Origin of the sequence: Gluconobacter aidae (assembly GCF_009547075.1) — a bacterium.
In the GTDB taxonomy this organism is placed as follows: domain Bacteria; phylum Pseudomonadota; class Alphaproteobacteria; order Acetobacterales; family Acetobacteraceae; genus Gluconobacter; species Gluconobacter aidae.
In genome coordinates this window covers 14,172-36,495 of record NZ_WIPH01000022.1, presented here as the reverse complement: position 1 = coordinate 36,495, position 22,324 = coordinate 14,172, and the positions used below count along the sequence as shown (strand labels likewise).

The 22,324-nt window shown below is 61.5% G+C and carries 25 protein-coding genes; 2 read left to right on the top strand and 23 right to left on the bottom strand.

Annotated features, from left to right (window positions below):
• Position 1: 1 nt before the first annotated feature.
• Positions 2–832, bottom strand: coding sequence for a 2,3,4,5-tetrahydropyridine-2,6-dicarboxylate N-succinyltransferase (dapD, locus tag GFJ39_RS09920; protein ID WP_153431181.1), 831 nt, complete (start codon positions 830–832; stop codon positions 2–4).
• Positions 833–1,112: 280 nt separating this feature from the next.
• On the opposite strand from dapD, the gene GFJ39_RS09915 reads away from it, so the two are divergent.
• Positions 1,113–2,426 carry a sensor domain-containing diguanylate cyclase gene (locus GFJ39_RS09915; protein ID WP_228391890.1) on the top strand — a complete coding sequence of 438 codons (1,314 nt, stop codon included), beginning with the start codon at positions 1,113–1,115 and terminating at the stop codon, positions 2,424–2,426.
• Between the two features lie 27 nt (positions 2,427–2,453).
• Here GFJ39_RS09915 and argB read toward each other — a convergent pair whose 3' ends face one another.
• The 6 genes from argB to rpmH all read right to left on the bottom strand — a co-directional run bounded on the left by argB (position 2,454) and on the right by rpmH (position 6,720).
• The gene (gene argB / locus GFJ39_RS09910; RefSeq protein WP_153431179.1) at positions 2,454–3,401 is read right to left on the bottom strand and encodes an acetylglutamate kinase; all 948 of its coding nucleotides are present in this window, start codon (positions 3,399–3,401) and stop codon (positions 2,454–2,456) included.
• The gene (gene yihA, locus GFJ39_RS09905) at positions 3,398–4,078 is read right to left on the bottom strand and encodes a ribosome biogenesis GTP-binding protein YihA/YsxC (RefSeq protein WP_153431192.1); all 681 of its coding nucleotides are present in this window, start codon (positions 4,076–4,078) and stop codon (positions 3,398–3,400) included. Before yihA ends, argB begins: the two co-directional genes overlap by 4 nt.
• Before the next feature lie 17 nt (positions 4,079–4,095).
• On the bottom strand, positions 4,096–5,823 hold the full coding sequence (gene yidC / locus GFJ39_RS09900; protein ID WP_153431191.1) for a membrane protein insertase YidC: 1,728 nt from the start codon (positions 5,821–5,823) through the stop codon (positions 4,096–4,098).
• Between the two features lie 90 nt (positions 5,824–5,913).
• Positions 5,914–6,165, bottom strand: coding sequence for a membrane protein insertion efficiency factor YidD (gene yidD, locus GFJ39_RS09895; protein ID WP_153431178.1), 252 nt, complete (start codon positions 6,163–6,165; stop codon positions 5,914–5,916).
• Positions 6,162–6,536 (bottom strand): ribonuclease P protein component, encoded by a 375-nt coding sequence (rnpA, locus tag GFJ39_RS09890; RefSeq protein ID WP_153431177.1) that lies wholly within the window; start codon positions 6,534–6,536, stop codon positions 6,162–6,164. The genes yidD and rnpA overlap by 4 nt, the downstream gene beginning before the upstream one ends.
• 49 nt (positions 6,537–6,585) lie before the next feature.
• Positions 6,586–6,720 carry a 50S ribosomal protein L34 gene (gene rpmH, locus GFJ39_RS09885; protein ID WP_062110587.1) on the bottom strand — a complete coding sequence of 45 codons (135 nt, stop codon included), beginning with the start codon at positions 6,718–6,720 and terminating at the stop codon, positions 6,586–6,588.
• Between the two features lie 146 nt (positions 6,721–6,866).
• Between rpmH and GFJ39_RS09880 the strand changes: the two genes are divergently transcribed.
• Positions 6,867–7,103, top strand: a complete 237-nt coding sequence (locus tag GFJ39_RS09880; protein ID WP_228391889.1) for a hypothetical protein — start codon at positions 6,867–6,869, stop codon at positions 7,101–7,103.
• On the opposite strand, the gene gloA is transcribed toward GFJ39_RS09880, so the two are convergent.
• The 16 genes from gloA to lepB form a co-directional block, all read right to left on the bottom strand.
• Positions 7,087–7,476, bottom strand: coding sequence for a lactoylglutathione lyase (gene gloA, locus GFJ39_RS09875; RefSeq protein WP_153431175.1), 390 nt, complete (start codon positions 7,474–7,476; stop codon positions 7,087–7,089). The two genes, GFJ39_RS09880 and gloA, sit on opposite strands and share 17 nt — an antisense overlap.
• Positions 7,476–8,318, bottom strand: coding sequence for an LpxI family protein (locus GFJ39_RS09870; protein WP_325062909.1), 843 nt, complete (start codon positions 8,316–8,318; stop codon positions 7,476–7,478). Before GFJ39_RS09870 ends, gloA begins: the two co-directional genes overlap by 1 nt.
• Positions 8,319–8,320: 2 nt before the next feature.
• Positions 8,321–9,178 (bottom strand): acyl-ACP--UDP-N-acetylglucosamine O-acyltransferase, encoded by an 858-nt coding sequence (lpxA, locus tag GFJ39_RS09865; protein WP_153431190.1) that lies wholly within the window; start codon positions 9,176–9,178, stop codon positions 8,321–8,323.
• A gap of 5 nt (positions 9,179–9,183) precedes the next feature.
• The gene (fabZ, locus tag GFJ39_RS09860; RefSeq protein ID WP_011253341.1) at positions 9,184–9,693 is read right to left on the bottom strand and encodes a 3-hydroxyacyl-ACP dehydratase FabZ; all 510 of its coding nucleotides are present in this window, start codon (positions 9,691–9,693) and stop codon (positions 9,184–9,186) included.
• Between the two features lie 112 nt (positions 9,694–9,805).
• Positions 9,806–10,855: a UDP-3-O-(3-hydroxymyristoyl)glucosamine N-acyltransferase gene (gene lpxD / locus GFJ39_RS09855; RefSeq protein ID WP_153431189.1), complete on the bottom strand. Its 1,050-nt coding sequence runs from the start codon at positions 10,853–10,855 to the stop codon at positions 9,806–9,808.
• Positions 10,856–10,875: 20 nt separating this feature from the next.
• Entirely contained in the window at positions 10,876–11,790 is a 915-nt protein-coding gene (locus GFJ39_RS09850; RefSeq protein ID WP_153431173.1) for an OmpH family outer membrane protein, read from the bottom strand.
• A 52-nt stretch (positions 11,791–11,842) separates the two neighbouring features.
• Positions 11,843–14,311: an outer membrane protein assembly factor BamA gene (gene bamA / locus GFJ39_RS09845; protein WP_153431172.1), complete on the bottom strand. Its 2,469-nt coding sequence runs from the start codon at positions 14,309–14,311 to the stop codon at positions 11,843–11,845.
• Between the two features lie 132 nt (positions 14,312–14,443).
• A complete protein-coding gene (gene rseP / locus GFJ39_RS09840; RefSeq protein ID WP_153431171.1) occupies positions 14,444–15,544 on the bottom strand; it encodes an RIP metalloprotease RseP in 1,101 nt (366 codons plus the stop codon).
• On the bottom strand, positions 15,537–16,763 hold the full coding sequence (dxr, locus tag GFJ39_RS09835; RefSeq protein WP_153431170.1) for a 1-deoxy-D-xylulose-5-phosphate reductoisomerase: 1,227 nt from the start codon (positions 16,761–16,763) through the stop codon (positions 15,537–15,539). Before dxr ends, rseP begins: the two co-directional genes overlap by 8 nt.
• The gene (locus GFJ39_RS09830; RefSeq protein WP_153431169.1) at positions 16,756–17,604 is read right to left on the bottom strand and encodes a phosphatidate cytidylyltransferase; all 849 of its coding nucleotides are present in this window, start codon (positions 17,602–17,604) and stop codon (positions 16,756–16,758) included. Before GFJ39_RS09830 ends, dxr begins: the two co-directional genes overlap by 8 nt.
• Positions 17,601–18,281, bottom strand: coding sequence for a polyprenyl diphosphate synthase (gene uppS, locus GFJ39_RS09825; RefSeq protein WP_233736040.1), 681 nt, complete (start codon positions 18,279–18,281; stop codon positions 17,601–17,603). Before uppS ends, GFJ39_RS09830 begins: the two co-directional genes overlap by 4 nt.
• Positions 18,282–18,376: 95 nt before the next feature.
• Positions 18,377–18,943, bottom strand: coding sequence for a ribosome recycling factor (gene frr / locus GFJ39_RS09820; RefSeq protein ID WP_153431167.1), 567 nt, complete (start codon positions 18,941–18,943; stop codon positions 18,377–18,379).
• Between the two features lie 68 nt (positions 18,944–19,011).
• Positions 19,012–19,752 carry a UMP kinase gene (pyrH, locus tag GFJ39_RS09815; protein WP_407645883.1) on the bottom strand — a complete coding sequence of 247 codons (741 nt, stop codon included), beginning with the start codon at positions 19,750–19,752 and terminating at the stop codon, positions 19,012–19,014.
• A gap of 111 nt (positions 19,753–19,863) precedes the next feature.
• Positions 19,864–20,751 (bottom strand): GTPase Era, encoded by an 888-nt coding sequence (era, locus tag GFJ39_RS09810; protein WP_153431166.1) that lies wholly within the window; start codon positions 20,749–20,751, stop codon positions 19,864–19,866.
• Positions 20,752–20,776: 25 nt separating this feature from the next.
• Entirely contained in the window at positions 20,777–21,511 is a 735-nt protein-coding gene (gene rnc / locus GFJ39_RS09805) for a ribonuclease III (protein WP_153431165.1), read from the bottom strand.
• Complete coding sequence (gene lepB / locus GFJ39_RS09800; RefSeq protein WP_153431164.1) at positions 21,508–22,323, bottom strand: signal peptidase I; 816 nt, start codon at positions 22,321–22,323, stop codon at positions 21,508–21,510. The genes rnc and lepB overlap by 4 nt, the downstream gene beginning before the upstream one ends.
• Position 22,324 lies beyond the last annotated feature (1 nt).

Genomic DNA, 22,324 nt, shown 5'->3' with positions numbered 1-22,324 from the left:
ATCAGTCGCGCAGAAGATCGTTGATGGAGGTCTTGGAGCGCGTCCGCTCGTCCACACGCTTGACGATCACCGCACAAGCCAGCGACGGCATACCCGGCTCCTTCGGCGGCAGCGTGCCCGGCACGACGACGGAATAGGCCGGAACACGGCCCATGAAGATTTCGCCCGTCGCACGGTCCACGATCTTGGTGGAGGCACCCAGGAACACGCCCATAGACAGAACGGAGCCCTTCTCGACGATCACGCCCTCGGCCACTTCCGAACGCGCCCCGATGAAGCAGTCGTCTTCAATGATGACCGGAGCAGCCTGCAACGGCTCCAGAACGCCACCAATGCCCGCACCACCGCTGATATGGCAGTTCCTGCCGATCTGGGCGCAGGACCCGACCGTCGCCCAGGTATCGATCATCGTGCCACTGTCGACGCGCGCGCCGACATTCACGAAGCTCGGCATCAGCACCACATTCGGCGCAATGAACGCGGAGCGACGCACGATCGCACCCGGAACCGCACGGAAACCAGCCTCGGCGAAACGGAACTGGTCCCAGCCATCGAATTTCAGCGGGACCTTGTCGAATGCCGGCTCACCTCCGCAACCGCGCTCCATGACCCGGCTGTCATTCAGACGGAACGACAGCAGAACCGCCTTCTTCAGCCATTCATGAACGATCCAGCCATCTGCGGACGGCTCAGCGACACGCAGCGTCCCGGCATCCAGCGCGGACAGGACTTTTTCCACGACATCGCGGTCTTCGCCTTCCGTACGGGCGCTGAGCGTCGCACGACGCTCCCACAGAGCTTCAATGACGGTACGAAGGGGTGCATTCGGCATCGGGTCGGTCCGGTAAAAAAGAAGCAGAAATCCGCCGGACCATGCGTTTCCCGGGGTTTCATGTCAACGGGATCTTTACTCCTGACGGCCGCTCTGTTCGCGCCCTGATATTGTTAATGGCTTCTTAACCAATCACGCTTATGAAAACCGGGGGCTTTGACTGGCTGGCCCGACCGAGAGCTCTCCGCGGGATATGTCACCCTTGCCTGATATGCGTTCCTTGTTCTCCCAGTTCCTGAATAATCCGTCACCGGACAGGACCCCGCAGGACCTGCGGAACATGCTGGCGTCAACCCTGGAAAGCCGAGAACGCTGGCGCTCCCTGCTCTATCAGGCGGTGGATCTGGTCTTCGAGACCGACAGCCGGGGCCGGATCATCCTGATTTCCCCCGAAACATGGCTGGGACAGCCCACGACGCCCCTGATCGGCCGCCCGTTCAGCGCACTGTGCGACACCGTGAACGTCCTTCAGCCCCATACCGGCACGCCCGTCCAGATCACGAACCCGCAGGGCGAGCCCCTGACCGTCATCCTCTCCTCCTGCCCTTTCCAGGACAGCGAAGGCCGGGTCACCGGAACACGCGGCACCCTCAAGACGGTCTCACAGACGCTGCCCGGAACTGTCGCCACCCTGGGAACTGAAAACAATTCCACTCTTCACCCTGTAAGTCGCAACCTTCCCGTCAGCACCGTCGGGGTCGCGATCCTCGCCGCCACCATTACGGCGCTCCGCAAGGCCATCGTCCCCAGACTGGCCTCTGCCGCCGCGATGGACGCCCTTCTCGCACCCTTCGCAGCGGAAGGCGCGCTGCTGGACACCGCATTTCCGAAAACATTTCTTTTCACATCATCCGCCCTGCCTGCGGATATCCAGCCCATCCTGTCGACGCCCACGCCCCAGGCTGGCACGGAGCTGTTCAGGACCGGCGGCAGCCATGTCATGATCTGCCGCGAAAACATCCGCAGCCTCAGACAGCTCTGCCTCGTCGTCTGGCGCTCCGAGCCCTGGTCTGCACAGGACCGGCAGGTCTGCGAGACAGTCTGCTCCCTGCTGGCCGGATTCTGGGAACTGGACAGCATCCATCGCCAGATCCTGACGGATTCCGACTACGACATCGCGTCGAATCTGCTGAACTGGAACGGCCTGAAATCAGAAATCGAGCGCCGCAGCCGCCGGCTGGATCAGGAAGCGATGGCCGCAACCCTGATCATCGCCCGCGTGCCCGGCCTGACAGAGCTTTCAAAGACGCGCGGTTTCGAGGCCGGCGAAGAGGCCCTGCGTCAGTGCGTGGCTCTTCTGCGACAAGCCATCCGCCCGACGGATGCCATCGGCCGCATCAGCAACAACACGTTCGGGCTCTGGATGGATGGCGGGGACCGCTTCGCCGCAGCCGAACGCGCCGAGCGCATGACGGCCCACGGCATTCCCATCCTGATCGATCCGCCGGTCCACCTGCCGCTTCAGCTGGGGCTTGTCTCCCGCGAAACCAATGCCGAAGAAACCCCCGAGAGCCTGCTCGAACGTGGCGTGCAGGCCCTTCAGGAAGGAGTGGCCGAAAACAGAAAATGGCGCTTCTCACACGAAGCGCCATAATTCCGGTCCAGTCCTGCTGACAGTCGGTTATGCCTTGATAAGCGTTCCCGGCCCGGCCCGTGTGAACAGCTCCAGAAGACAGCTATGCGGCACGCGCCCGTCCAGAATGACGGCGGCTTTCGCCCCCTTGCGAACTGCCTCTAGGCAGGTCTCGACCTTCGGGATCATGCCGCCCGAAATCGACCCGTCCGCAATCCGGCGCATGGCCTCTTCCGCGCTCAGCTCTTCGATGAGCTTGCCGTTCTCGTCCAGCACACCCGGAACATCCGTCAGCATCAGCAGCCGCGACGCATGAACCGCACCGGCAATCGCGCCAGCCGCAGTGTCAGCGTTGATGTTGTAGGTCTCCCCATCCTCGCCGACACCCACGGGGGCGATCACGGGGATCAGCCCGGCGCCGAGCAGCGCATACAGCACTCGCGGATCGATCTTTTCCGGCTGTCCGACAAATCCCAGATCAATAACCTTCTCAATCTCACTGTCCGGATCACGCTTGGTGCGCGTCAGACGACGTGCCTGGATCAGCCCGCCATCCTTGCCGGAAATGCCGACGGCCAATGCTCCGGCCCGGTTGATCAGCTGCGCCACCTGCTTGTTGACGCTGCCCGACAGAACCATCTCGATCACATCGACCATGGACTTGTCCGTCACGCGCAGCCCGTCGATGAACTCCGAACGGATCTTCAGTCGGTCCAGCATGGCGCTGATCTGGGGCCCACCGCCATGCACCACGATCGGATTGATCCCGACGAGCTTGAGCAGCGCGATGTCATAACCGAACGCATGCGCCAGCTTGCCCTCACCCATGGCATGACCGCCATATTTGACGACAATCGTATCCCCGGCATAACGCCGCAGAAACGGCAGCGCGCTGGACAGGATGGCCGCCTGCTGCTGGGCTTCCTCGACGTTGGCGACGGGCGGCACCTCGGGCAGCTTGTCGCTGTGAGTGCTCTTGGAGGTCTTACTGGTCATGATCCGGACTGTCCTTCCCCTGACGTCTGGAGTGGCACGGCAAAACGGGCGATTTCCGCCCGCAGATCCTCGATCCCGAAACCGGTCTCGCTGCTGGTGGCAATGATGCGCGGATAGGCAGCGGCATGTTTGAGCGCCAGCGCCTCGACTTCCACAATTTTTGCCGCCAGTGCCTTTGGCTTCACCTGGTCGCACTTGGTCAGCACGATCTGGAACACCACGGCCGCACGATCCAGCAGTTCCATGACATCCTTGTCCGATGCCTTGAGCTCGATCCGCGCATCCAGAAGCAGGATGACCCGCTCCAGCGTCGTCCGACCGCGAAGATAGGCGAACATCATGTCCTGCCAGTCTTCCTTGACCGATTTCGCCGCCTTGGCGAACCCGTAGCCCGGCATGTCCACGAGAGACAGCCGGTCAGCCAGATTGAAGAAGTTGAGCTGCTTGGTTCGTCCTGGCTCGGAAGAGGCCCGCGCAAGCGCACGACGCCCCGTCAGCGCATTGATGATACTGGACTTGCCAACATTGGACCGGCCGGCAAACGCCACTTCCGGCCGGCCGACAGGCGGAAGCTGGTCGATCTTCTGCGAGCCGAAGAAGAACTCGCATTCTCCCGCGAACAGAAGCCGCCCGTCCTCGATCTGGGCCTCGGTTGGCGGCCCCGGGATTTCTTTCATCATGCCTCTGCCGGGCCTCAGGTCCGCGATACCGGAACGGGCAGACCCGTCCGACGCTGGATGAACATCTGCTGCGCAACCGTCAGCAGGTTGTTCCAGGTGTAATAGACCAGAAGACTGGCCGGGAAGCCGGACATGAAGAACACATAGACCAGCGGCATGAATTGCATCATCCGCGCCTGCGCCGGATCGAGACTCGCCGTCGAGCTGGTCTGGCGCTGAAGCAGCCAGAACGTCAGGCCAAGGGCCGTGCCCCAGATGCTGACATGCAGGAACGACGAGTAATGCGTCGGATCGAACGGCAGCAACCCGAACAGATTGAACACGTTCGTCGGGTCCGGCATCGACAGATCATGGATCCAGCCGAAGAACGGCGCATGACGCGCATCGATACTGATGTTCAGGATCTTGTAGAGGCAGAAGAAGATCGGCGCCTGGATCAGCATCGGCAGACAGCCGCTCGCCGGGCTCACCTTCTCTTCACGATACAGCGCCATGACCTTCTGGTTCATGGCCATCGGATCGTCCTTGTTCTTTTCCCGGATCTCCTTGACCTTCGGCGCCAGCAGACGCATCCGTGCCGAGGACTGGGCGGCCTTGGAAGCCAGCGGGAAGAGAACGATCTTGACAATCAGCGTCAGCGCCATCAGCGCCAGACCGAAATTGCCCAGATGTAGATACAGCCAGTGCAGCAGCGTGAGCAGCGGACGGGTCAGGAAGCTGAACCAGCCAAAGTCGATCGCCTTGTCCAGATCGGGAATGCCGAGCTGTTTGCTATAGCCCTGAAGCAGGCTGACGACCTTCGCGCCGGCAAAGACATGGCTCTTCTCGGTGATGGAGCCGTTCGGCATGATCTGCTGGGCGTTCTGGGTGGACATCCCCACCTGATACGACCCCGGCGTTCCCGGCACGTAAGCAAAGCTCGCCGCAACCGGCGTGCCATCCGCAGGAGCCACGGCCGTCAGCCAGAACTTGTCGCTGATGCCGTCCCAGCCATTCGTACCCGTGGACGACCAGGAGACGTGATCCGGATGGTCAGCCCCCTTGCGCAGGTTCTTGTAGCTCTCATCCTGCATCCGGCCACCGATGACGGCGATCGGCCCCTCATGCGCCGTGAAAGCCCCTTCCGGCGCATCATAGTCACGCTGCACACGCTCGAACGGCACCAGAGCCACCGGCTGACCCGAATGGTTCTCAACCGTCTGGCTCACAGCAAACATGTAGTGCTCGTCCAGGCTAATCTGGATGGAGAACACCAGCCCCTGCCCGTTATCCCAGTGCAGCGTCACCGGATGATCCGGCGTCAGCGTCTCATCGGAACTCTCCCAGACCGTATTCAGGTCCGGCAGGCGGGCACTGGAGCCCGGAGCATTCGTCCAGCCGATCACGACGAACGTGGGATGCGCGCTCCCTGCCTTGTCCAGCAGCCGCACAAGCGGGCTGTCCTTGGCCAGGGTCTCGCGATATTTCGTGAGGATCAGATCATCCAGCACCGCGCCCTTCAGGTTGAGGGAGCCCTGCACGTCCGGCCCCGTCACCGGAATGCGCCGCGCAGTCGCCTGCGTTTCGGCGGCAGCCTCGGCAGGTGGCGCAGCCGTGGTCGGCGCACTGTTCTGAACCTGTGCCGCAGGCGCATATGTGACGGGATGGGGATCGTCCTGATGGGGCTTCGGCATGAAATAGTCGAAACCGATCAGGATAAGGGCCGAGAGAAGTGTGGCCGCAATAATGCGTTTGATGTCCATCGGGCGGATGCCGGTCTTTCGTCTCACTGAATAGGGCTTGCGCCTCAAGTGGCCGAAAACCGCATTCAAAACAATAGGCGGAGGGCTTTTTTAATGCCGGTGTGGCTTCGGAGGCAGGTCTATACCCCCTTCTGACCAGGGATGACAGCGCCCGATCCTGCGCAGCGCAAGCCACCCCCCATGTACAGGTCCATGCTCACGAATGACCGTCAGCGCATAGGAACTGCATGTCGGATCGAACCGGCAGTTCCTGCCAATGAACGGGCTGATGAAAAGCCTGTAGGCGTCAATGAGCGACAGCATCAGGGCCGTAACGGCTTTCCTGATAACGGACGCGATCATTTCGCCCGGTCCCGGCCTTTGCCGGACGGCCCGCGGGGGCTTTCCCGGAAATTGACATCCAGCCCCTTGCGAAGGGCCTGACGCAGATCATCCTTGAGAAGGGAAAAATCGCGCCCCCGGGTCTTGTCCCGTCCGATAAGGACGAAATCGCCGGTAGGCAGGCCGTCTTCCCGCGCAACGAGACGCAGGGCCTCGCGGAGGCGACGGCGGGTGCGGTTACGGATGACAGAATTACCGACTTTTTTCGTGACCGTGAAACCGACGCGGGTTGCGGTCGCTGTGTCATCCGGCAGAATCTGCACGACCATACCAGGAGTGGCGACCTTGCGCCCCTTCCCGGCCACACGCAGAAACTGCGGCCGCTTTTTCAAACGAACCGGTGTGTGGCCTGTTATATGGATCGTGCCGATCGGGTCAAACTCAGGCAGAGAGCTTCTTGCGGCCCTTGGCGCGACGGTTGGCCAGTACTCGGCGACCGCCGACGGTTTCGCTACGCGTACGGAAACCGTGACGACGCTTGCGAACCAGCTTGGAGGGTTGATACGTGCGCTTCATGACGTTGATCCTTAAAAACCAGGCGGACGCCTCAACTGCTGGACATCCGCGTCGATCGGGCGCACGAAACGCCCGGTGATTGAGACCCGGGCTTGTAAGCACGCAGGCCCTGCATGTCAATGCCAGACCTAAAGGAACTTCAGCCCATGCCCGAGTCCAGCAACAGCCCCACAGCAGTTTCAGCCACGGCTCCCGCCCGCAGGCGCCCCCAGGACAGTAGTAACTTCCGTCACGACCTGCGAAATGCCCTGGCCCCGGCCCTGCTCTGCGCTGATATCCTCAGCACTCACAGCGACGAAGCCGTTCAGCAGAACGCCCAGACCATTATCGACGCGCTGGAAAACGCCCTGAAACTGCTGAAGAACTCTACTTCTTCTCGATAAGCTCAATCTTGTAGCCGTCCGGGTCTTCTACGAACGCGATGATGATCGTCCCGAACTTCAGCGGACCGGCCTCGCGCGTCACCTTGCCACCACCCGTACGGACGGTCTCCACGAGTGCCGCCACATCCGGCACGCCGATCGCAAAATGCCCGAACCCGGTGCCGACTTCGTAGTCGGTTTCCTGGTCCCAGTTATAGGTCAGCTCAATCTCGGCCTGTCCGTGTTCGTTGTCATCGAATCCGATGAAAACCAGCGTATAACGTCCTTCGCGCACTTCCTTGCGGCGAAGTTCTTTCATCCCGAGCAGCTTGTAGAATGCTAGACTCCGGTCGATATCCCGGATTCTCACCATCGTATGCAGAAACGTACTCATCACTTGTCCTTCAGATCTTCCGGCGTCAGCCCATACAGGAACAGCCCATAACGATCCGCTAGCTTCACGCAGCCAGCGGGGTCCGTCATGAGGGTCACTCCGGGCTGGAACGCCACACCCCGCAATCCGTTCCGGGCCGCATTCTCCAGCGTCTCCGGACCGATCGTCGGCATGTCCGCCCGGAGGTCCTGCCCCGTTTTGGGCATCTTCACCAGAACGCCGCCACTTCCCGCCTGCATGAGCCGCCCACAGCGCCCCAGCATCGCGTCAGTCCCTTCCAGTGCCTCGACCGCCAGCACAAGACCGTTCTGGACAACACATCCCTGACCGATATCCAAGGCTGCCATCACCTTCAGGACCTCGACACCGCGGGCGATATCCTGCTTGGCCTGGGCGTCAGGAAGAACGCGGCCGAGGGTTCCGGAGCGGCCTGTGGCATGTTCGAGGAACTCGTGGGCGCCACGGACATGAAAGCCCTCCTCACCAAGGACACGGACGACGGCTCCGAGCAGTCCGTCATCGCCCGAGAAGATGGCGCGACCCAGCCTGGCCAGGATACGCGCCCCTTCAGCATCGGGACGCAGGTCACGCCAGGCGGGACGACGCACCGGCCCGATCAGAACCAGTTCGCGGCAATTGTTCCGTTTGAGGGCACCGAGAATGTCACCGGCAGCGGCAAGACGGATGATTTCATGCGGATAGGGTTCGAGAAGCACACGATCGGCGAAGTCCCGGAACCCGATGACGAAAACCTTGCGCCCCTTGGCGATGGCTGCGGCGGCGACCTGCGCGGGAAGCGGCCCCGAGCCTGCCAGAATGCCGATGCAGCCACGATCCCCCACGATCAGGCGCCTTCGGTTTCGGACTGTCCTTCCTGACGCGCAACGCGGGTCAGGCCTCGACGGCTGGGGGCTTCCATGAAGTCCAGCATCTCGGCGATGCGGGGGAGATGCCCGTATTCCTGACGGACTTCGGCAATCCGGGTTTCCAGAACGGACTCCGTCGCACCATGGCGCGGATAAAGCGTCCGGAAGGCGCGTCGCATGGCCTGCATTTCCTCCGGACCAACGCCGGAGCGCTTCAGGCCGATCCAGTTCAGTCCGACCAGACGGGCACGATTCCCCAGAACGCTTCCGTAAGGAATGACATCCATTTCCACACCGCAGACCCCGCCGACAACGGCACCACGGCCGATCCGGACGAACTGGTGCAACGCGGCCGAGCCCATGATCTTGGCGTCATCGTCAATCTCGACATGGCCACCCATGACGACATTGTTGACGATGATGACACGGTCACCGAGGACGCAGTCATGGGCGACGTGCGAATTGGCCATAATCAGGCAGTTCGCGCCAATCCGCGTCAGGGCATGCCCCTGCGCGGTGCCGCGGTGAATCGTCACGTTTTCACGGATGACGGTATTGGCCCCGACCTCGCACAACGTCGGCTCACCGGCGTATTTGAGATCCTGCGGCGCCAGACCAATCGTCACGAACGGATAGACTTCCACGCCTTCACGCAGGGTCGTGTAGCCATCCACGAGAACGGACGCATGCAGACAGACCCCGTCACCGATCGTGACATTGGGGCCGACCAGGCACCAGGGGCCAATACGCACGTTTTCGCCAATGCGCGCACGCGGGTCGACGATGGCGGTCGCATGGACTTCGGCGGTTTCGGGGCGCTTGCCTGCCATCTGCATCCGGGTCAACCCATGATCATCGCACTGAAGGTCGCTTCGGCAACAGCAACATCGTCCACACGCGCCACACCCTTGAACTTCCAGACATTGGCGCGGGAGCGTTCCTTGTCGACATGAATCCGGAGCTGATCACCGGGGCCGACCGGACGGCGGAATTTCGCATTTTCGATTGTCATGAAATAGACCAGCTTGCCTTCGAATGCCTTGCCCAGCGTCATGACCACCAGCGTCGCTGCCGTCTGGGCCATGGCCTCAACGATCAGGACGCCGGGCATGACGGGGTGAGACGGAAAATGCCCCTGGAAGAACGGCTCGTTAACCGTCACGTTCTTGATGCCGATGGCGGACTGCCCGGCATGGATCTCGACCATCTTGTCGATCAGCAGAAACGGATAGCGATGCGGGATCGACTGCATGATCTTCAGGATGTCGATGCTCTGCGGAACCTGATGGCTGTCAGCAGCGGCGTCTGTCGCGGGAGTCATCTGTTCGGCTGGAGCGTCCACTCGGTCCATCGTTTCACCATGCCCTTCAAGCGGTGTTGTCTGTCAGTCGCTGCCCTGTAGCAGCACGAATGGCTTCCCTTAGCAAACCTGCGGGGGAGTTACCATCCGCGCCGCAGGACTGCTAGTCCCCGCTTTTACGCGAGAGTTTCCGCAAGGTGGCAACATTACGAAAAAATTCGCGGAACGGCATCGCGGGGCTGCCGATGACGTCGGCGCCGGCATCCACATCCGACATGACGCCACACTGGGCACCGATCCGGGCCTTCGCGCCAATCTTGATATGCCCGATCAGACCGGCCTGTGCAGCGATGGTGACGAAATCACCCAGTTCCGTAGAGCCGGAAATCCCGGCCTGCGAGACGACAATGCAGCAGCGTCCCAGACGGGCATTGTGGCCGATCTGCACGAGATTATCGATCCGGGTTCCAGCTCCGATCAGGGTGTCACGCATGGAACCACGGTCGATGGTGGAGTTCGCCCCCACTTCCACACCGTCTTCCAGCACGACAAGCCCGAGCTGGGGCACCGTTTCGAAGCCTTCGGGGCCGACGGCGAACCCGAAACCATCCTGCCCGATACGCACACCGGGATAGAGCGTGACGCGATCACCGATCCGGGCATGGGAGATGGCGGCATGCGCGCCGACCCGGCAACGCTCGCCGATCTCGACGCTCTGGCCGATGCTGGCGTGGCTTGCGACAATGCTGTCACGACCAATACGGACACCGCTGCCAATGACGGCGAAAGGACCGATCTCGACGTTTTCGCCAATTTCGGCGTCTTCCGCAATCCAGGCGGTCGGATGGCGAACCCCTGTGGAAGCGGGAGCCGGATGGAACAGGCTGGCAACACGCGCCCAGGCCAGATAAGGCGCCTTGCAGGCCAGCCCCGCCGTATCGGGCGGCAGTTTGTCGGTAAAGGCCGGAGAGAGAATGACCGCGCCGGCCTTCGTTTCCGCCAGAAGCGGCAGGTAGCGGCGGTTGTCGAGGAAGCTGATTTCATCCGGTCCTGCAACATGCAGGGGCGCAACGCCACGAAACTCGGATAGCCCCTTCCCCGATGCGGCCGGAATGATGTCACTGCCCGAGACCTCTGCCAGCCGTTCCAGACCGAAAGGTCCGGAACGCTGGAAGAAGCGGCTGTCGCCCGGGCGGCTTTCGCTTGCTGTCATGTCAGACACGGCCCGTCGCCTCAGTGATGCTGACGCAGAACCGACTCGCTCGGTGCGGACGCCGGAGCCTGCTGGGGTCCGGGAGCCTGCGATCCCTGGGACTGCCGCTGTTCGTCAGCCGTGGTGGGCATTTTGCCGGACCGGGCGAGCTGCTCGGGGTCCACACCATCATCAGGGATGAAGACATGCGGCAGCGTCTTGTTAAGTTGCGTGCCGACTTCCTCGGTGATGTCCTGACCGCCGACATGAAGCACGACCTGTTCCGCATGCAGGATCAGGTTCATGTTATGGGCAGCGGCGACGGCGGCGATGATGCCGTTCGGCTCTTCCAGCTCACGCTCGATCTGGTGCATGGCGACCTGTGCCGCTTCCTGGATGATGCGGGCCTGATTGCCGAAATCGTGCTGATCCTTGGCACGACGTTCCTGCAGGTGACGCTCGCGCAGCTGGATCTGGTCGGACGTCAGGCTGCGGGCCTGGGCCTGAAGCTTCTGCTGCTCGCCACGCCAGGCAGCTTCCTCACGCTGCACGGCCTGAGCCAGACGGTCACGACGGGCACCGAGAACCTGCTGGATTTCCTGCCAGGCGCTGGAAATCTGCATGACGGCCTGGACGTTGATCACGCCAATGACAGCAGCAGGCGGAGGCGAGGCCTTCGCGACGGTCGGCGGAGCCGGAATAGGCGGAAGAGGCAGAATCGGGGGCGCCTGCTGCTGTTCGACGGGGGCGGATTCCTCATCTTCGCTAGGTGCCGCGACCGGAACACGGCGCTGAACGGGGCGTGCAGGCGCCGCGTTAGGATGAGCGGCCTTGGGAACGAACCAGCCACCATTGCCGCCGGTAGCCTGGGCATGCGCGCCCGGAGCGGAGACGAGAATCGTCGCTGCCAGAAGCGCGCCGGCCGAAGCCGTGCGCATCAGGGAATTGAGGGTCATGACCACCTCTGGGCAAGGGGTTGAGAAACAGGACGGCAAGGTCTCGAACAGTTCAGAACTGCTGGCCAAAACCGAAACGCAGCGGATAGAGACGGTCACCATGTTCCTTGCGGATCGGCACGGCGCCATCAATGTTGACGAGACCGAACGGACTCTTCCAGGACACGCCAAGGCCGCCGGAAACACGCGGGATCAGGTTGTCACCGGTGATCGGGGTGTAGTTGTCGCCGTCATTCGTGCGGTTCGTATAGAGATGCTTGACGCGCACGCCCGCGAGACTGCCGGCATCGATGAAACCACGGCCCGAAATCCCGAGATCGTCCCCCATGGGCAGCGGGAAGTTGAGCTGTGCGGATGCCGTATACATGAAGCGCCCGCCAAGCAGATCCTCCTGACCCTGGGCCGGGATATAGACACCGTTGATCTTGAGATGGCCTGAACGCGGACCGACACCACCCTGGAGGAAGCCGCGCAAATTTTGGCCACCGAGATAGAAGTTATCGATGATGTTGCGGTTTCCGCTCGAACTCCAGTCCCCCATGTAGCCGACGCCACCCTTGAACTGGAACGTCCAGTCATGGTTTCCGGTCAGGTCATCGAGCGGCAGGTAATAGGCGCCATCCGCTTTTACACGGGCATATTTCGAGTTACCGCCGAGACCTGCAAAGTCGCCACCGACCTTGAACATGTAACCCGAATGGGGTTTCATGCGGCGGTCACGACGGTCATAGGTCACTGACGTGCTGATCTGCGAGAGCAGCGACCAGCCGGCGGACTGCTGGACGTAAATTGACGGTACCCACTGGATCAGGCTCGGATCTTCGGCGACGGCAGCAGCGTCGTAGAAGTTGCCAACCTGACGGTCAACGAGCGTATAGTTCCAGGACTGGGACAGGTATCGGTTATAGGCATAACCCAGTCGCAGGCTCATGCCGTACTGGGATTCCTTATAGCTTTGATATGTCTGATAGTTGTTCTGGATGAAATAGAAGTCCGCGCCCGCCACAAGGTTACGGTTCAGGAAGTACGGGTCGGTAATGGAGATGTCGGCCTGCTTTTCATAGTAGGCGACCGTTCCGGAAATACCGGCATCCACACCGGTTCCGAGCAGGTTATGCTGCTTGATCGAGGCGTTGCCGAGGACGCCGACGTCCGTCGAGTAGCCGCCCCCCAGGGAGAACTCGCCGGTGGGCTTTTCGACCACGTTCGCGGAGACGTTCACACGATCAGGCGCAGAGCCCTGAGTCTGGTCGACGGAGACCGAACTGAAATATCCGAGATCCTGAAGACCAAGCTTGGAATACTTGCGGTCGAACGGGGTGTACGGGTCCCCTTCCGCCATCGGAAGATTCCGACGGATCACGTCATCATGGGTGATGGTGTTGCCGTTGATGTCGATACGCTCGACATAGACATGTGGACCTTCTGTGACGTCGAACAGCAGGTCAACGATATGCTTTTCGGGGTTCCGGGCGATTTCCGAACGGACCATGGCGAAGGGATGACCCGATGCCTGGAGCCATTCCTGCATGTTTTTCGTGTTGTTCTGGATCGCCGTGCCATCATAGATCTGATGCGGAAACAGTTCGACATGCGGGCGCAGCATCTCGGGTGTCACATGACGCACGCTTGAGCGCACATCCATTTTCCCCAGACGATAGCGGTCGCCCTCGTGCACGGTGAAGGTGATGTAGAACGATTTGTGGTCGGGAGCCAACTCACCCGTGGCATCCACCATGTGGAAATCGACGAAGCCGTTATGCAGGTAGAAGCGACGCAGCAGTTCTGCATCGTATTTCACGCGCTCGGGGTTGTATTCATCCGAAGACGAGAAGAAGCGATACCAGATCGACTCCTTGGAGGAGATGACTTGCGCGAGGCGTGCTTCGCTGAAAGCATGGTTACCGACGAAGACGATCTTCTTGATGAGCGTCTGCTGGGCTTCGTTGATATTGAAGACCACGTCCACGCGGTTGTGGGACAGCTTGACGATCTGCGGGGTGACGGTCGCGCCGAAGCGGGCCTTTGCGGCGTACTGGTTCAGGATTTTCTGGCGGTCGGCGGCTGTGGTTTCGGCCGAGAACACCGCGCGGGGACGCAGGCTGATTTCCTTGCGGAGATCCTCGTCCTTCAGCGCATGGTTGCCCTCGAACACGATGCGGTTGACGATCGGATTCTCCACCAGATCGACCTGAAGCGTGTTGCCGTCGCGGTGCAGCGTCACGTCCTTGAACAGACCCGTGGCGTATAGTGTCTTCAGAGAGCGGTCGAGGTCATCCTGATTGAACGTGTCACCAGGCTGGGCGACCATGTAGGACAGCACCGTGCTCGTCTCGATACGGGTGTTTCCCTTGACCGAGATGGCCTGAATGATGTTTCCACCGGGGGCTGATGCCGGGGCCTGATGACGAACGGAACGCGCCTGAGCCGTTCCGAGGACGACGGGCAGCAGACAGGCTGATGCGAGAAGCACCAGACGCTTGTTCGAAGACCGGGAACCTCTTGACCGTGATCCTGACAAACCGGCTTTCCTTGTAACATATTTTTTGCAGGCGACTGACACGTTACGCCATTGGCGGAGGTATCCGATAAACCCCGTCCCGCGCAAGATGCCCTGACGTGTTCAACTGTATCACAAGTCTTTTCAGAATATTTAGCTTACTGCGTGAAAGAGCCAGTGGAACAGTCCGATGTTGGTCAGATCGTTGACCGTTGAGAAGAGGAAAAGAGCGCCGATCAGAGCCATTCCGACCTGCATGCTCACCTCCTGCACCCTGCGCGAAACCGGGCGGCCGCGGATTGCCTCGCAGACGTAGAATACGAGGCGCCCCCCATCAAGCACGGGAATTGGGAAAAGATTGATCAGGCCAAGATTGATCGAAAGCAGGGCCATGAAGGAAATGATGCTGGCCAGACCGTAGCTGGCGACCTGCCCGGAGAGCTGCGCGATGCGAATCGTCCCCCCCAGTTCCTTCGCACTCCGCTGTCCGCTGAGGATCTGCCAGACGCCCTGAAGCGTCATGACCGATTTGTCCCAGGTCTCCTGCATCCCCATGATAAAAGCGGAAGGCAGGGAGACGGGACGTCCCCTCGATATGGCGAATGCGACGCCGAGGCTACCCATGTCGTGGCCACCATTCTTCAGGGTATCGAGCGTGACCGGCAGGCTGAGGTCTTCCGTGCCGCGATGAATGCCCAGAACAGTCTGCTGGCCGGGATGGGACGCGACGGTCGCCATGACATCCTCGGCACCAAGGATATGCGTATTGCCAATCCGGGTAATCACGTCACCGGGCTTTACGCCCGCACGATCCGCAGGACTGCCGGCGATGACCTGTGAGATGTCTTCGCGGATCTCGGGCTTGCCCACTACCGCGAACAGCACGGTGAAAGCCAGGATCGCGAAGATGAAATTGAAGACCGGCCCCATAAGGATAACGATGGCACGGGAGCCTACGGGCTTGTCATGGAAAGTCCGGCCCGGAATCCAGGTGGCTTTCTGTTCGTCGGTTGCATCTTCCGGGCCTTCGAAACCGTGCGGCTTGACGAACCCGCCCAGAGGAATGGCACTGATGCGCCATTCCGTGCCCGAGCGATCGTGCCAGCGATGCAAAGCAGGCCCGAAACCGATGGAAAAGGTCTCGACCTTCACCCCACGCCAGCGCGCGGCGAGGTAATGCCCGAGTTCATGGATGAAAACGAGGATCCCCAGAATCAGGACATAGGCCAGTATGGTCCGCAGAAGATCATGCATTCAGGGCGTTCTCGCTCACATCGTTTCGCTGACTCCCATTCTGCCGCAGGATATGGGCTTCGGCGAGGGCCCTGCCCCGCGCATCCCAGTGCAGCACGTCATCGAGGGTCCTGAGTTCCGGATTTTCATCCATGGCCTGTAGCGCGGCATCGATTGTCTCGCCGATACCAAGGAAGCCGATGCGCCGGTTGAGGAACGCATCCACAGCAACCTCGTTCGCGGCGGAGAAGACGGCCGGAGCCGCACCCCCGGCCCGGAGAACCTGACGGGCAAGACGCAGAGGCGCGAAGCGGACTTCATCCGGCGCTTCGAACTCCAGACGGCCATAGGCGGCGAGATCGAGGCGTTCGCAGGGTGTCACCATGCGCTTCGGCCAGGCGAGTGTGTGGGCGATGGGAATACGCATATCGGCCGACCCCATCTGGGAGACAAGGCTGCCGTCGCGGAACTGCACCAGTCCGTGTACGACCGACTGCGGGTGAACCAGAACATCGATCCGGTCTTCGGTCAGGCCGAAGAGACGAGCCGCTTCAATGACTTCCAGCCCCTTGTTCGCCATGGACGCGGAATCGATCGTGATCTTCGCTCCCATCGTCCAGGTCGGGTGTTTCAGGGCCTTTTCCGGCGTGGCGGCACGCATCTCCTCGATCGAGGATTTGCGGAACGGACCGCCGGAAGCCGTCAGGATGATCTTCTCGACGCTCTCCATGTCACAGCTGCCAAGCGACTGGGCGATGGCGTTATGTTCCGAATCGACCGGCAGGAGCGTCGCACCGGCTTCAGCGACAGCGCGCAGCATGACATCGCCGGCGCAGACAAGCGCTTCCTTGTTCGCAAGCGCCACGGCATGACCATTGCGGGCGGCAGCGAGCGTAGGTTCGAGACCCGCGGCGCCCGTAATGGCCGCCATGGTCCAGTCGGCTTCCATGGCCCCGGCCTCGATGACAGCCTGACGGCCGGCCGCGGTGCGGATACCTGTTCCGGCAAGGCAGGATTTCAGCTCTGCGTGACGGCTTTCGTCATGAATGACGGCGACTTCGGCGTTCAGGCGACGGGCCTGTTCAGCCAGCAGGACGGCGTTGCATCCGCCAACGAGGGCCCGCACCTCGATCTCATCCGGAATCCGGGCAAGCAGGTCGACCGTTGAGGTTCCGATACTGCCGGTGCTGCCGAGCACCGTGATGCGGCGGCGTGTTGGGCGCGCAGAACCGTCAGTCATGAGAAGAACTCCCCTGAAGAATGGATGGATGTGCAGAACTGCCAGTCAGATCTGCAGGCAGGATGGACCAGAAAGGCTGCGCGGTAACCGCGAGCGAAAGCAGGGCTGCGGCAGGTGCCGCCGCGAGAAGACCGTCAAAGCGGTCCAGAAGACCACCATGTCCTGGAATCATACGGCCTGAATCCTTGACGCCGAGACGACGCTTGGCCGCGCTCTCCAGAAGGTCTCCGCTCTGGGAAAACACACTCAGGACAGCGCCGCAGACCAGGCCGTCAAGCTGCGTACCCGGCACAGCCAGCCAGGCGACCAGACCACCGGCCAGCGCCGAACCAACAAGACCGCCCATTGCGCCGGAGCGGGTCTTGCCCGGTGAAATTGAAGGAGCCAACTTTGGGCCACCGAAAATACGACCCGCCAGATAGGCGAAACTGTCGCTCGCGACCACGACGGAGATGACGAACAGAACGGACGCCATTCCGAACGGCAGATGCCGCAGCCACAGGAGGGACAGGCCCCCGATGATGGCAACAACGACAGGCACGCTGGCCGGGAAACCGAAGATCAGCGTGGGCCAGATCATCCAGAAGGCCGCGCTCCACTCCCCTTTCAGGGCGGCAAGGCCGGCGATGACAGGCCATGCCAGCAGGAGACAGCCGCGCCATGTCTTCAGCGGCTGGCAGATGAGGGTTTCGCCTTCCCAGGCCAGACCGAACATCGCCAGCAGGATCAGGGCGTCATAGACCGCCCCCCCCTGCCAGATGCAGAACGCCGCAACCGGGATCAGAACCGCGGCAGACAGCAGACGCAGGCGCAGATCAGACCATCTGGAGGAAGCACTCATGCGGGGCGGCCGCCGAACCTGCGCTGACGGCTTGCGAAATGCGAAAGGGCTTCGAGAAACTCGACTTCCCCAAAATCGGGCCAGAGCACATCCATGAAGACCAGCTCCGCATAGGCGCTCTGCCAGAGCAGGAAATTGGACAGGCGACACTCGCCGCTGGTGCGGATGACCAGATCGGGATCAGGCATGTCGGAGGTCTGAAGCGCGTCGCCAAGCATGGCCTCGCTGATGCTTTCAGCGGCGATCTTGCCAGCAACGGCGTCTTCGGCCAGTCGGCGGGCCGCCTGCACGATATCCGCGCGACCACCATAAGACAGCGCGAGCGTGAGGGTCAGGGTCGTGTTGTGAAGCGTCAGGGCCTCGGCACGACGCAGTTCCTCACGCAGGGAACCCTCGAAACGCCCTGGATCGCCGATGATCCGCAGACGCACGCCCTGCGCACGAAGCTCATTGATCTTGTGGCGCAGATAAAAACGCAGAAGGGACGTCAGATCCCCGACCTCTTCCGCCGAACGACGCCAGTTTTCCGAAGAGAACGCATAAAGCGTCAGATAGCGCACGCCCAGCCGGATGGCCGTGCGGACGCATTGCTGTACGGATTCCACACCCTGACGGTGCCCTGCCGCGACCGGCAGTTTGCGCGCGCGAGCCCAACGACCGTTCCCGTCCATGATCATGGCGACATGGATGGGGACGACGCTCACGTCGCCGCCGGAGGAAGACGAGACGACACGATCGGGACGGGGAAAAGATCCTACAGACAAATGAGCAATCAGACCTGTTTGATTTCGCGTTCTTTGTCTGCGAAAATATCGTCCACTTTCTTGATATACTGGTCCGTCAGCTTCTGGATGGCATCGGTCCAGGTCTTCATGTCGTCCTGACTGATGTCGCTCTTCTTTTCCAGAGCCTTGGTCTGCTCCATGCCATCACGACGCACGCCACGCACGGAAATCTTGCCGTTCTCGGCATAACGGCTGGCAGCGCGGGCCAGTTCATTGCGGCGCTCTTCGGTCAGAGCCGGGATGGGAACGCGGACCGTCTGACCGTCCGTGGACGGATTGAGACCAAGGCCGCTGTCCCGGATGGCACGCTCGACAGCACCGACAACCGTGCGGTCCCAGACGGACACCGTCAGCATGCGGGCTTCGGGAACGGCGATGGAACCGACCTGCGACAGCGGAACTTCCGAGCCATAGGCTTCGACGCGCACCGGCTCCAGAAGGTTCGGGCTGGCCCGGCCCGAACGCAGGCCGGAAAGGTCCCGACGCAGGCTTTCGATCGCACCGTCCATACGGCGGGTCAGATCGGCGAGAAGGTCATTCAGGGCAGCGGGCATGAACTGTTCCTTTCAGTTCGACGTGGCTTTCAGGAGAGAGCCTGACGATTTCGTTGAAAATGCGGAGATCAGTCCGCTTCGATAATCCTGGTGAAGAGCCCTTCTCCACGCATCACGGCTCCGAAGGAGCCGGGAGCATGCATGTTGAAGACCACGATGGGCAATCTGTTTTCACGCGCCAGGCTAATGGCCGCGGCATCCATGACGTTCAGATCACGAGCCAGAACCTCAAGATAGGTCAACTGGTCATAACGCTGGGCGTCCGGGTTGCGGCGCGGGTCGGCTGAATAGACACCGTCCACCTGCGTGCCCTTGAAAAGCGCATCGCACTCCATCTCGTTGGCGCGCAGGGCAGCGGCAGTATCCGTCGTAAAGAACGGATTGCCGGTGCCGGCTGCGAAAATGACAACGCGGCCCTTTTCCATGTGTCGCACGGCGCGGCGACGGATATAGGGCTCGGCAATGGCGGCCATCTGGATCGCGGTCATGACGCGCGTTTCCATGCCGCGACGCTCAAGCGCGTTCTGCAGCATCAGCGCGTTGATGACAGTGGCCAGCATGCCGGCATAGTCACCCTGCGCACGGTCCATGCCCTTGGCTGCGGCCGCAAGGCCGCGGAAAATGTTGCCACCGCCGACGACGAGACAGACTTCCACTCCGGAAGCCACCACATCGGCGATGTCGGCGGCAACCATGTCCACCATTACGGGGTCTACCCCTGACGGTCCGTCGCCCATGAGTGCCTCACCGGACACCTTGAGCAGGACGCGTTTGTAGGAGGGGCTCCGTTCTCGATTTTCGGTCATCATGCCCGTCTCTGGCTGGATGTGTCTTGACGTGCGCCTGTCATACAGACGTGGCGGGATTGGAACAAGCGATGTCAGGATGACGGATTTCAAACGCTCCGGCACCTGTCTTTTTCAGTCGTCCAGGCCAATGGCGCGCAGCCGGGCCTTTTCCTCGTCCCATCCCGCCCGCTCCTTGACGTTCAGGAACAGATGGCACTTGCGATCCAGAAGCTCCTGAAGCTCCATCCGCGCCCGTGCGCCGAGGGACTTGATCTTGTGGCCGCCCTCGCCGATCAGGATGGCCTTGTGCCCGGGACGGGAGACATAGATCGTCACCTCGATCCGCACCGATCCGTCCGGACGCTCCTTGAAGCTCTCGGTCTCGACGGTGGCCTGATAGGGGATTTCCTCGTGCGTCTGCATGAAAATCTGTTCGCGGACCAGTTCGGCGGCGAGCAACCGGTCGGGCAGGTCCGTCAGGTCGTCTTCGGGATAGAGGAAAGGACCTTCGGGCAGTTCGGCGGCCAGACGGGCCATCAGATCGCTCACACCTTCGCCCGAACGGGCGCTCAGCATGAAGACATGCTCGACATTGATGAGCCCGCTGATTTCCTGCGTCAGGGGCAGGAGTTCACCGCGCTCGACGAGGTCCGTCTTGTTCAGAACGAGCCAGATGCGGTTCCTGCTTTCGGCCAGCTTGGCGATGATCTCGCGGACGTCCTCGCGCAGGCCGGATTTTGCATCCACCAGCAGCAGGGTCAGATCCGCATCCTGGGAGCCGGACCAGGCCGCGTTGACCATCGCCCGGTCGAGGCGGCGGCGCGGCTTGAAGATGCCGGGCAGGTCCACGAGAATGATCTGGGCATTGTCCTGCATGACGATGCCGAGCGTCCTGAAACGGGTCGTCTGGGCCTTGGGGCTGACGATGGACAGCTTGGCTCCGGCAATCCGGTTGAGCAGGGTGGATTTCCCCGCGTTCGGGGCGCCGACGAGAGCCACGAAACCGCAGCGCGTGGTCATGTTCTGATCCTTTGTTGATGACATCTCAGGACGCCACATTCTGACCGAGGTGTTTCAGCAGGGCGGTTGCCGCTGCGCTTTCTGCCAGCCTCTTGCTGCCGGCTTCTCCCGTTCCCGTATGCCCCATGGTCGTGACGCTGACGCGAAAGACCGGCGCATGTGACGGACCGTCCGAAGACAGGAGTTCGTAATGCGGAAGCGGCAGCCCCTGCGAGAGCATGTATTCCTGCAGCAGCGTCTTGGGCTCCTTGTGAGGGCGGTCGGCGCTTTCGATGCGGGACTGCCAGTACTGGTGCACCACACGGCGGGCCGGTTCCAGACCGCCATCGAGATACAGCGCGCCAAGAAGGGCTTCCATCGCATCCGCACGAATGCTGGACAGACGCCGGATACCGGCATCTTCCTCATGCGGGGAAATCTGGAGCGAGGCCGAAAGACCGACCTGATCGGCAATCTCGGCCAGCACGGTCCGTGATACCAGATGGGCGTGACGGGGACCGAGCGCGCCTTCCTGCTCGTCCGGATACCGCTCCAGCAGCCATTCGGCCATCAGCAGGCCGAGGACGCGATCGCCAATGAATTCGAGGCGCTCGTTCGATCCGCTACCTTTGGGGCGCTGGTTCCGGCGGGCACGACGGGGATCGCGCCCCGACACGGCGGAACGATGCGTCAGCGCCTCACTCAGCAGTTCGGGCTTCTTGAAATTATGCCTCAGGGCGACCTGCATCGAGGCAAGGGCTTCTGTGTGGGAAAGTTTCATCTGACGAAATGCAGGAAACGGTTCCAGCGGATCTCGGTCGGCCAGTACCAGAACTGCCAGGCAGGATGACGCATATCCATGGAGAACAGGACAATGGGCGCGCGACCGACAAGGTTCTGCATCGGGACAAAGCCGAGATCATCCGGACCATCGCCCTGAAAGCGGCTGTCGGCACTGTCGTCACGATCATCGCCCATGGCGAAGAAAGAGCCCTCCGGCACGACATATTCGGGCGTGTCGTTGGCAAATCCCTCATCCGTCAGTTTGAGGATGTCATGTTCGACGGCGGGACGGCCCGCACTTCCCGGAAGGCTCTCGCGATAGCGCTCACCGCTGAGAAGACGGTTGTTCTCGTCCAGCACTTCGTAGTGACCGAGCGCCGTGCGGGGGACTTCGATACCATTGAGGATCAGCTTGCCGCCTGTGACCTGAATGTGGTCGCCGGGCAGGCCGATGATGCGCTTGATATAGTCCACGGACGTATCACGCGTGAAACGGAAGACCGCAACGTCGCCGCGATGAGGCTCGGAGCCGAAAATCCGGCCGCTGAAGATATTTAGCGAGAACGGGAACGAGAAGCGCGAATAGCCGTAGCTGAACTTCGAAACCAGAACGAAATCGCCGATCTGAAGCGTCGGGATCATCGAGCCGGACGGGATGTTGAAAGGTTCCACCACGAGGGATCGCACGGCAAATACGGCCAGCAGCAACACGCAGAAATAGCGGATGCTCTCGCCAAGCGTCTCTTCGCGGCGCGCGGGCTTGTCGCCGGCACTTTCTGAACCCTGCACGGGCCTGTTCTCCTTGGTCATG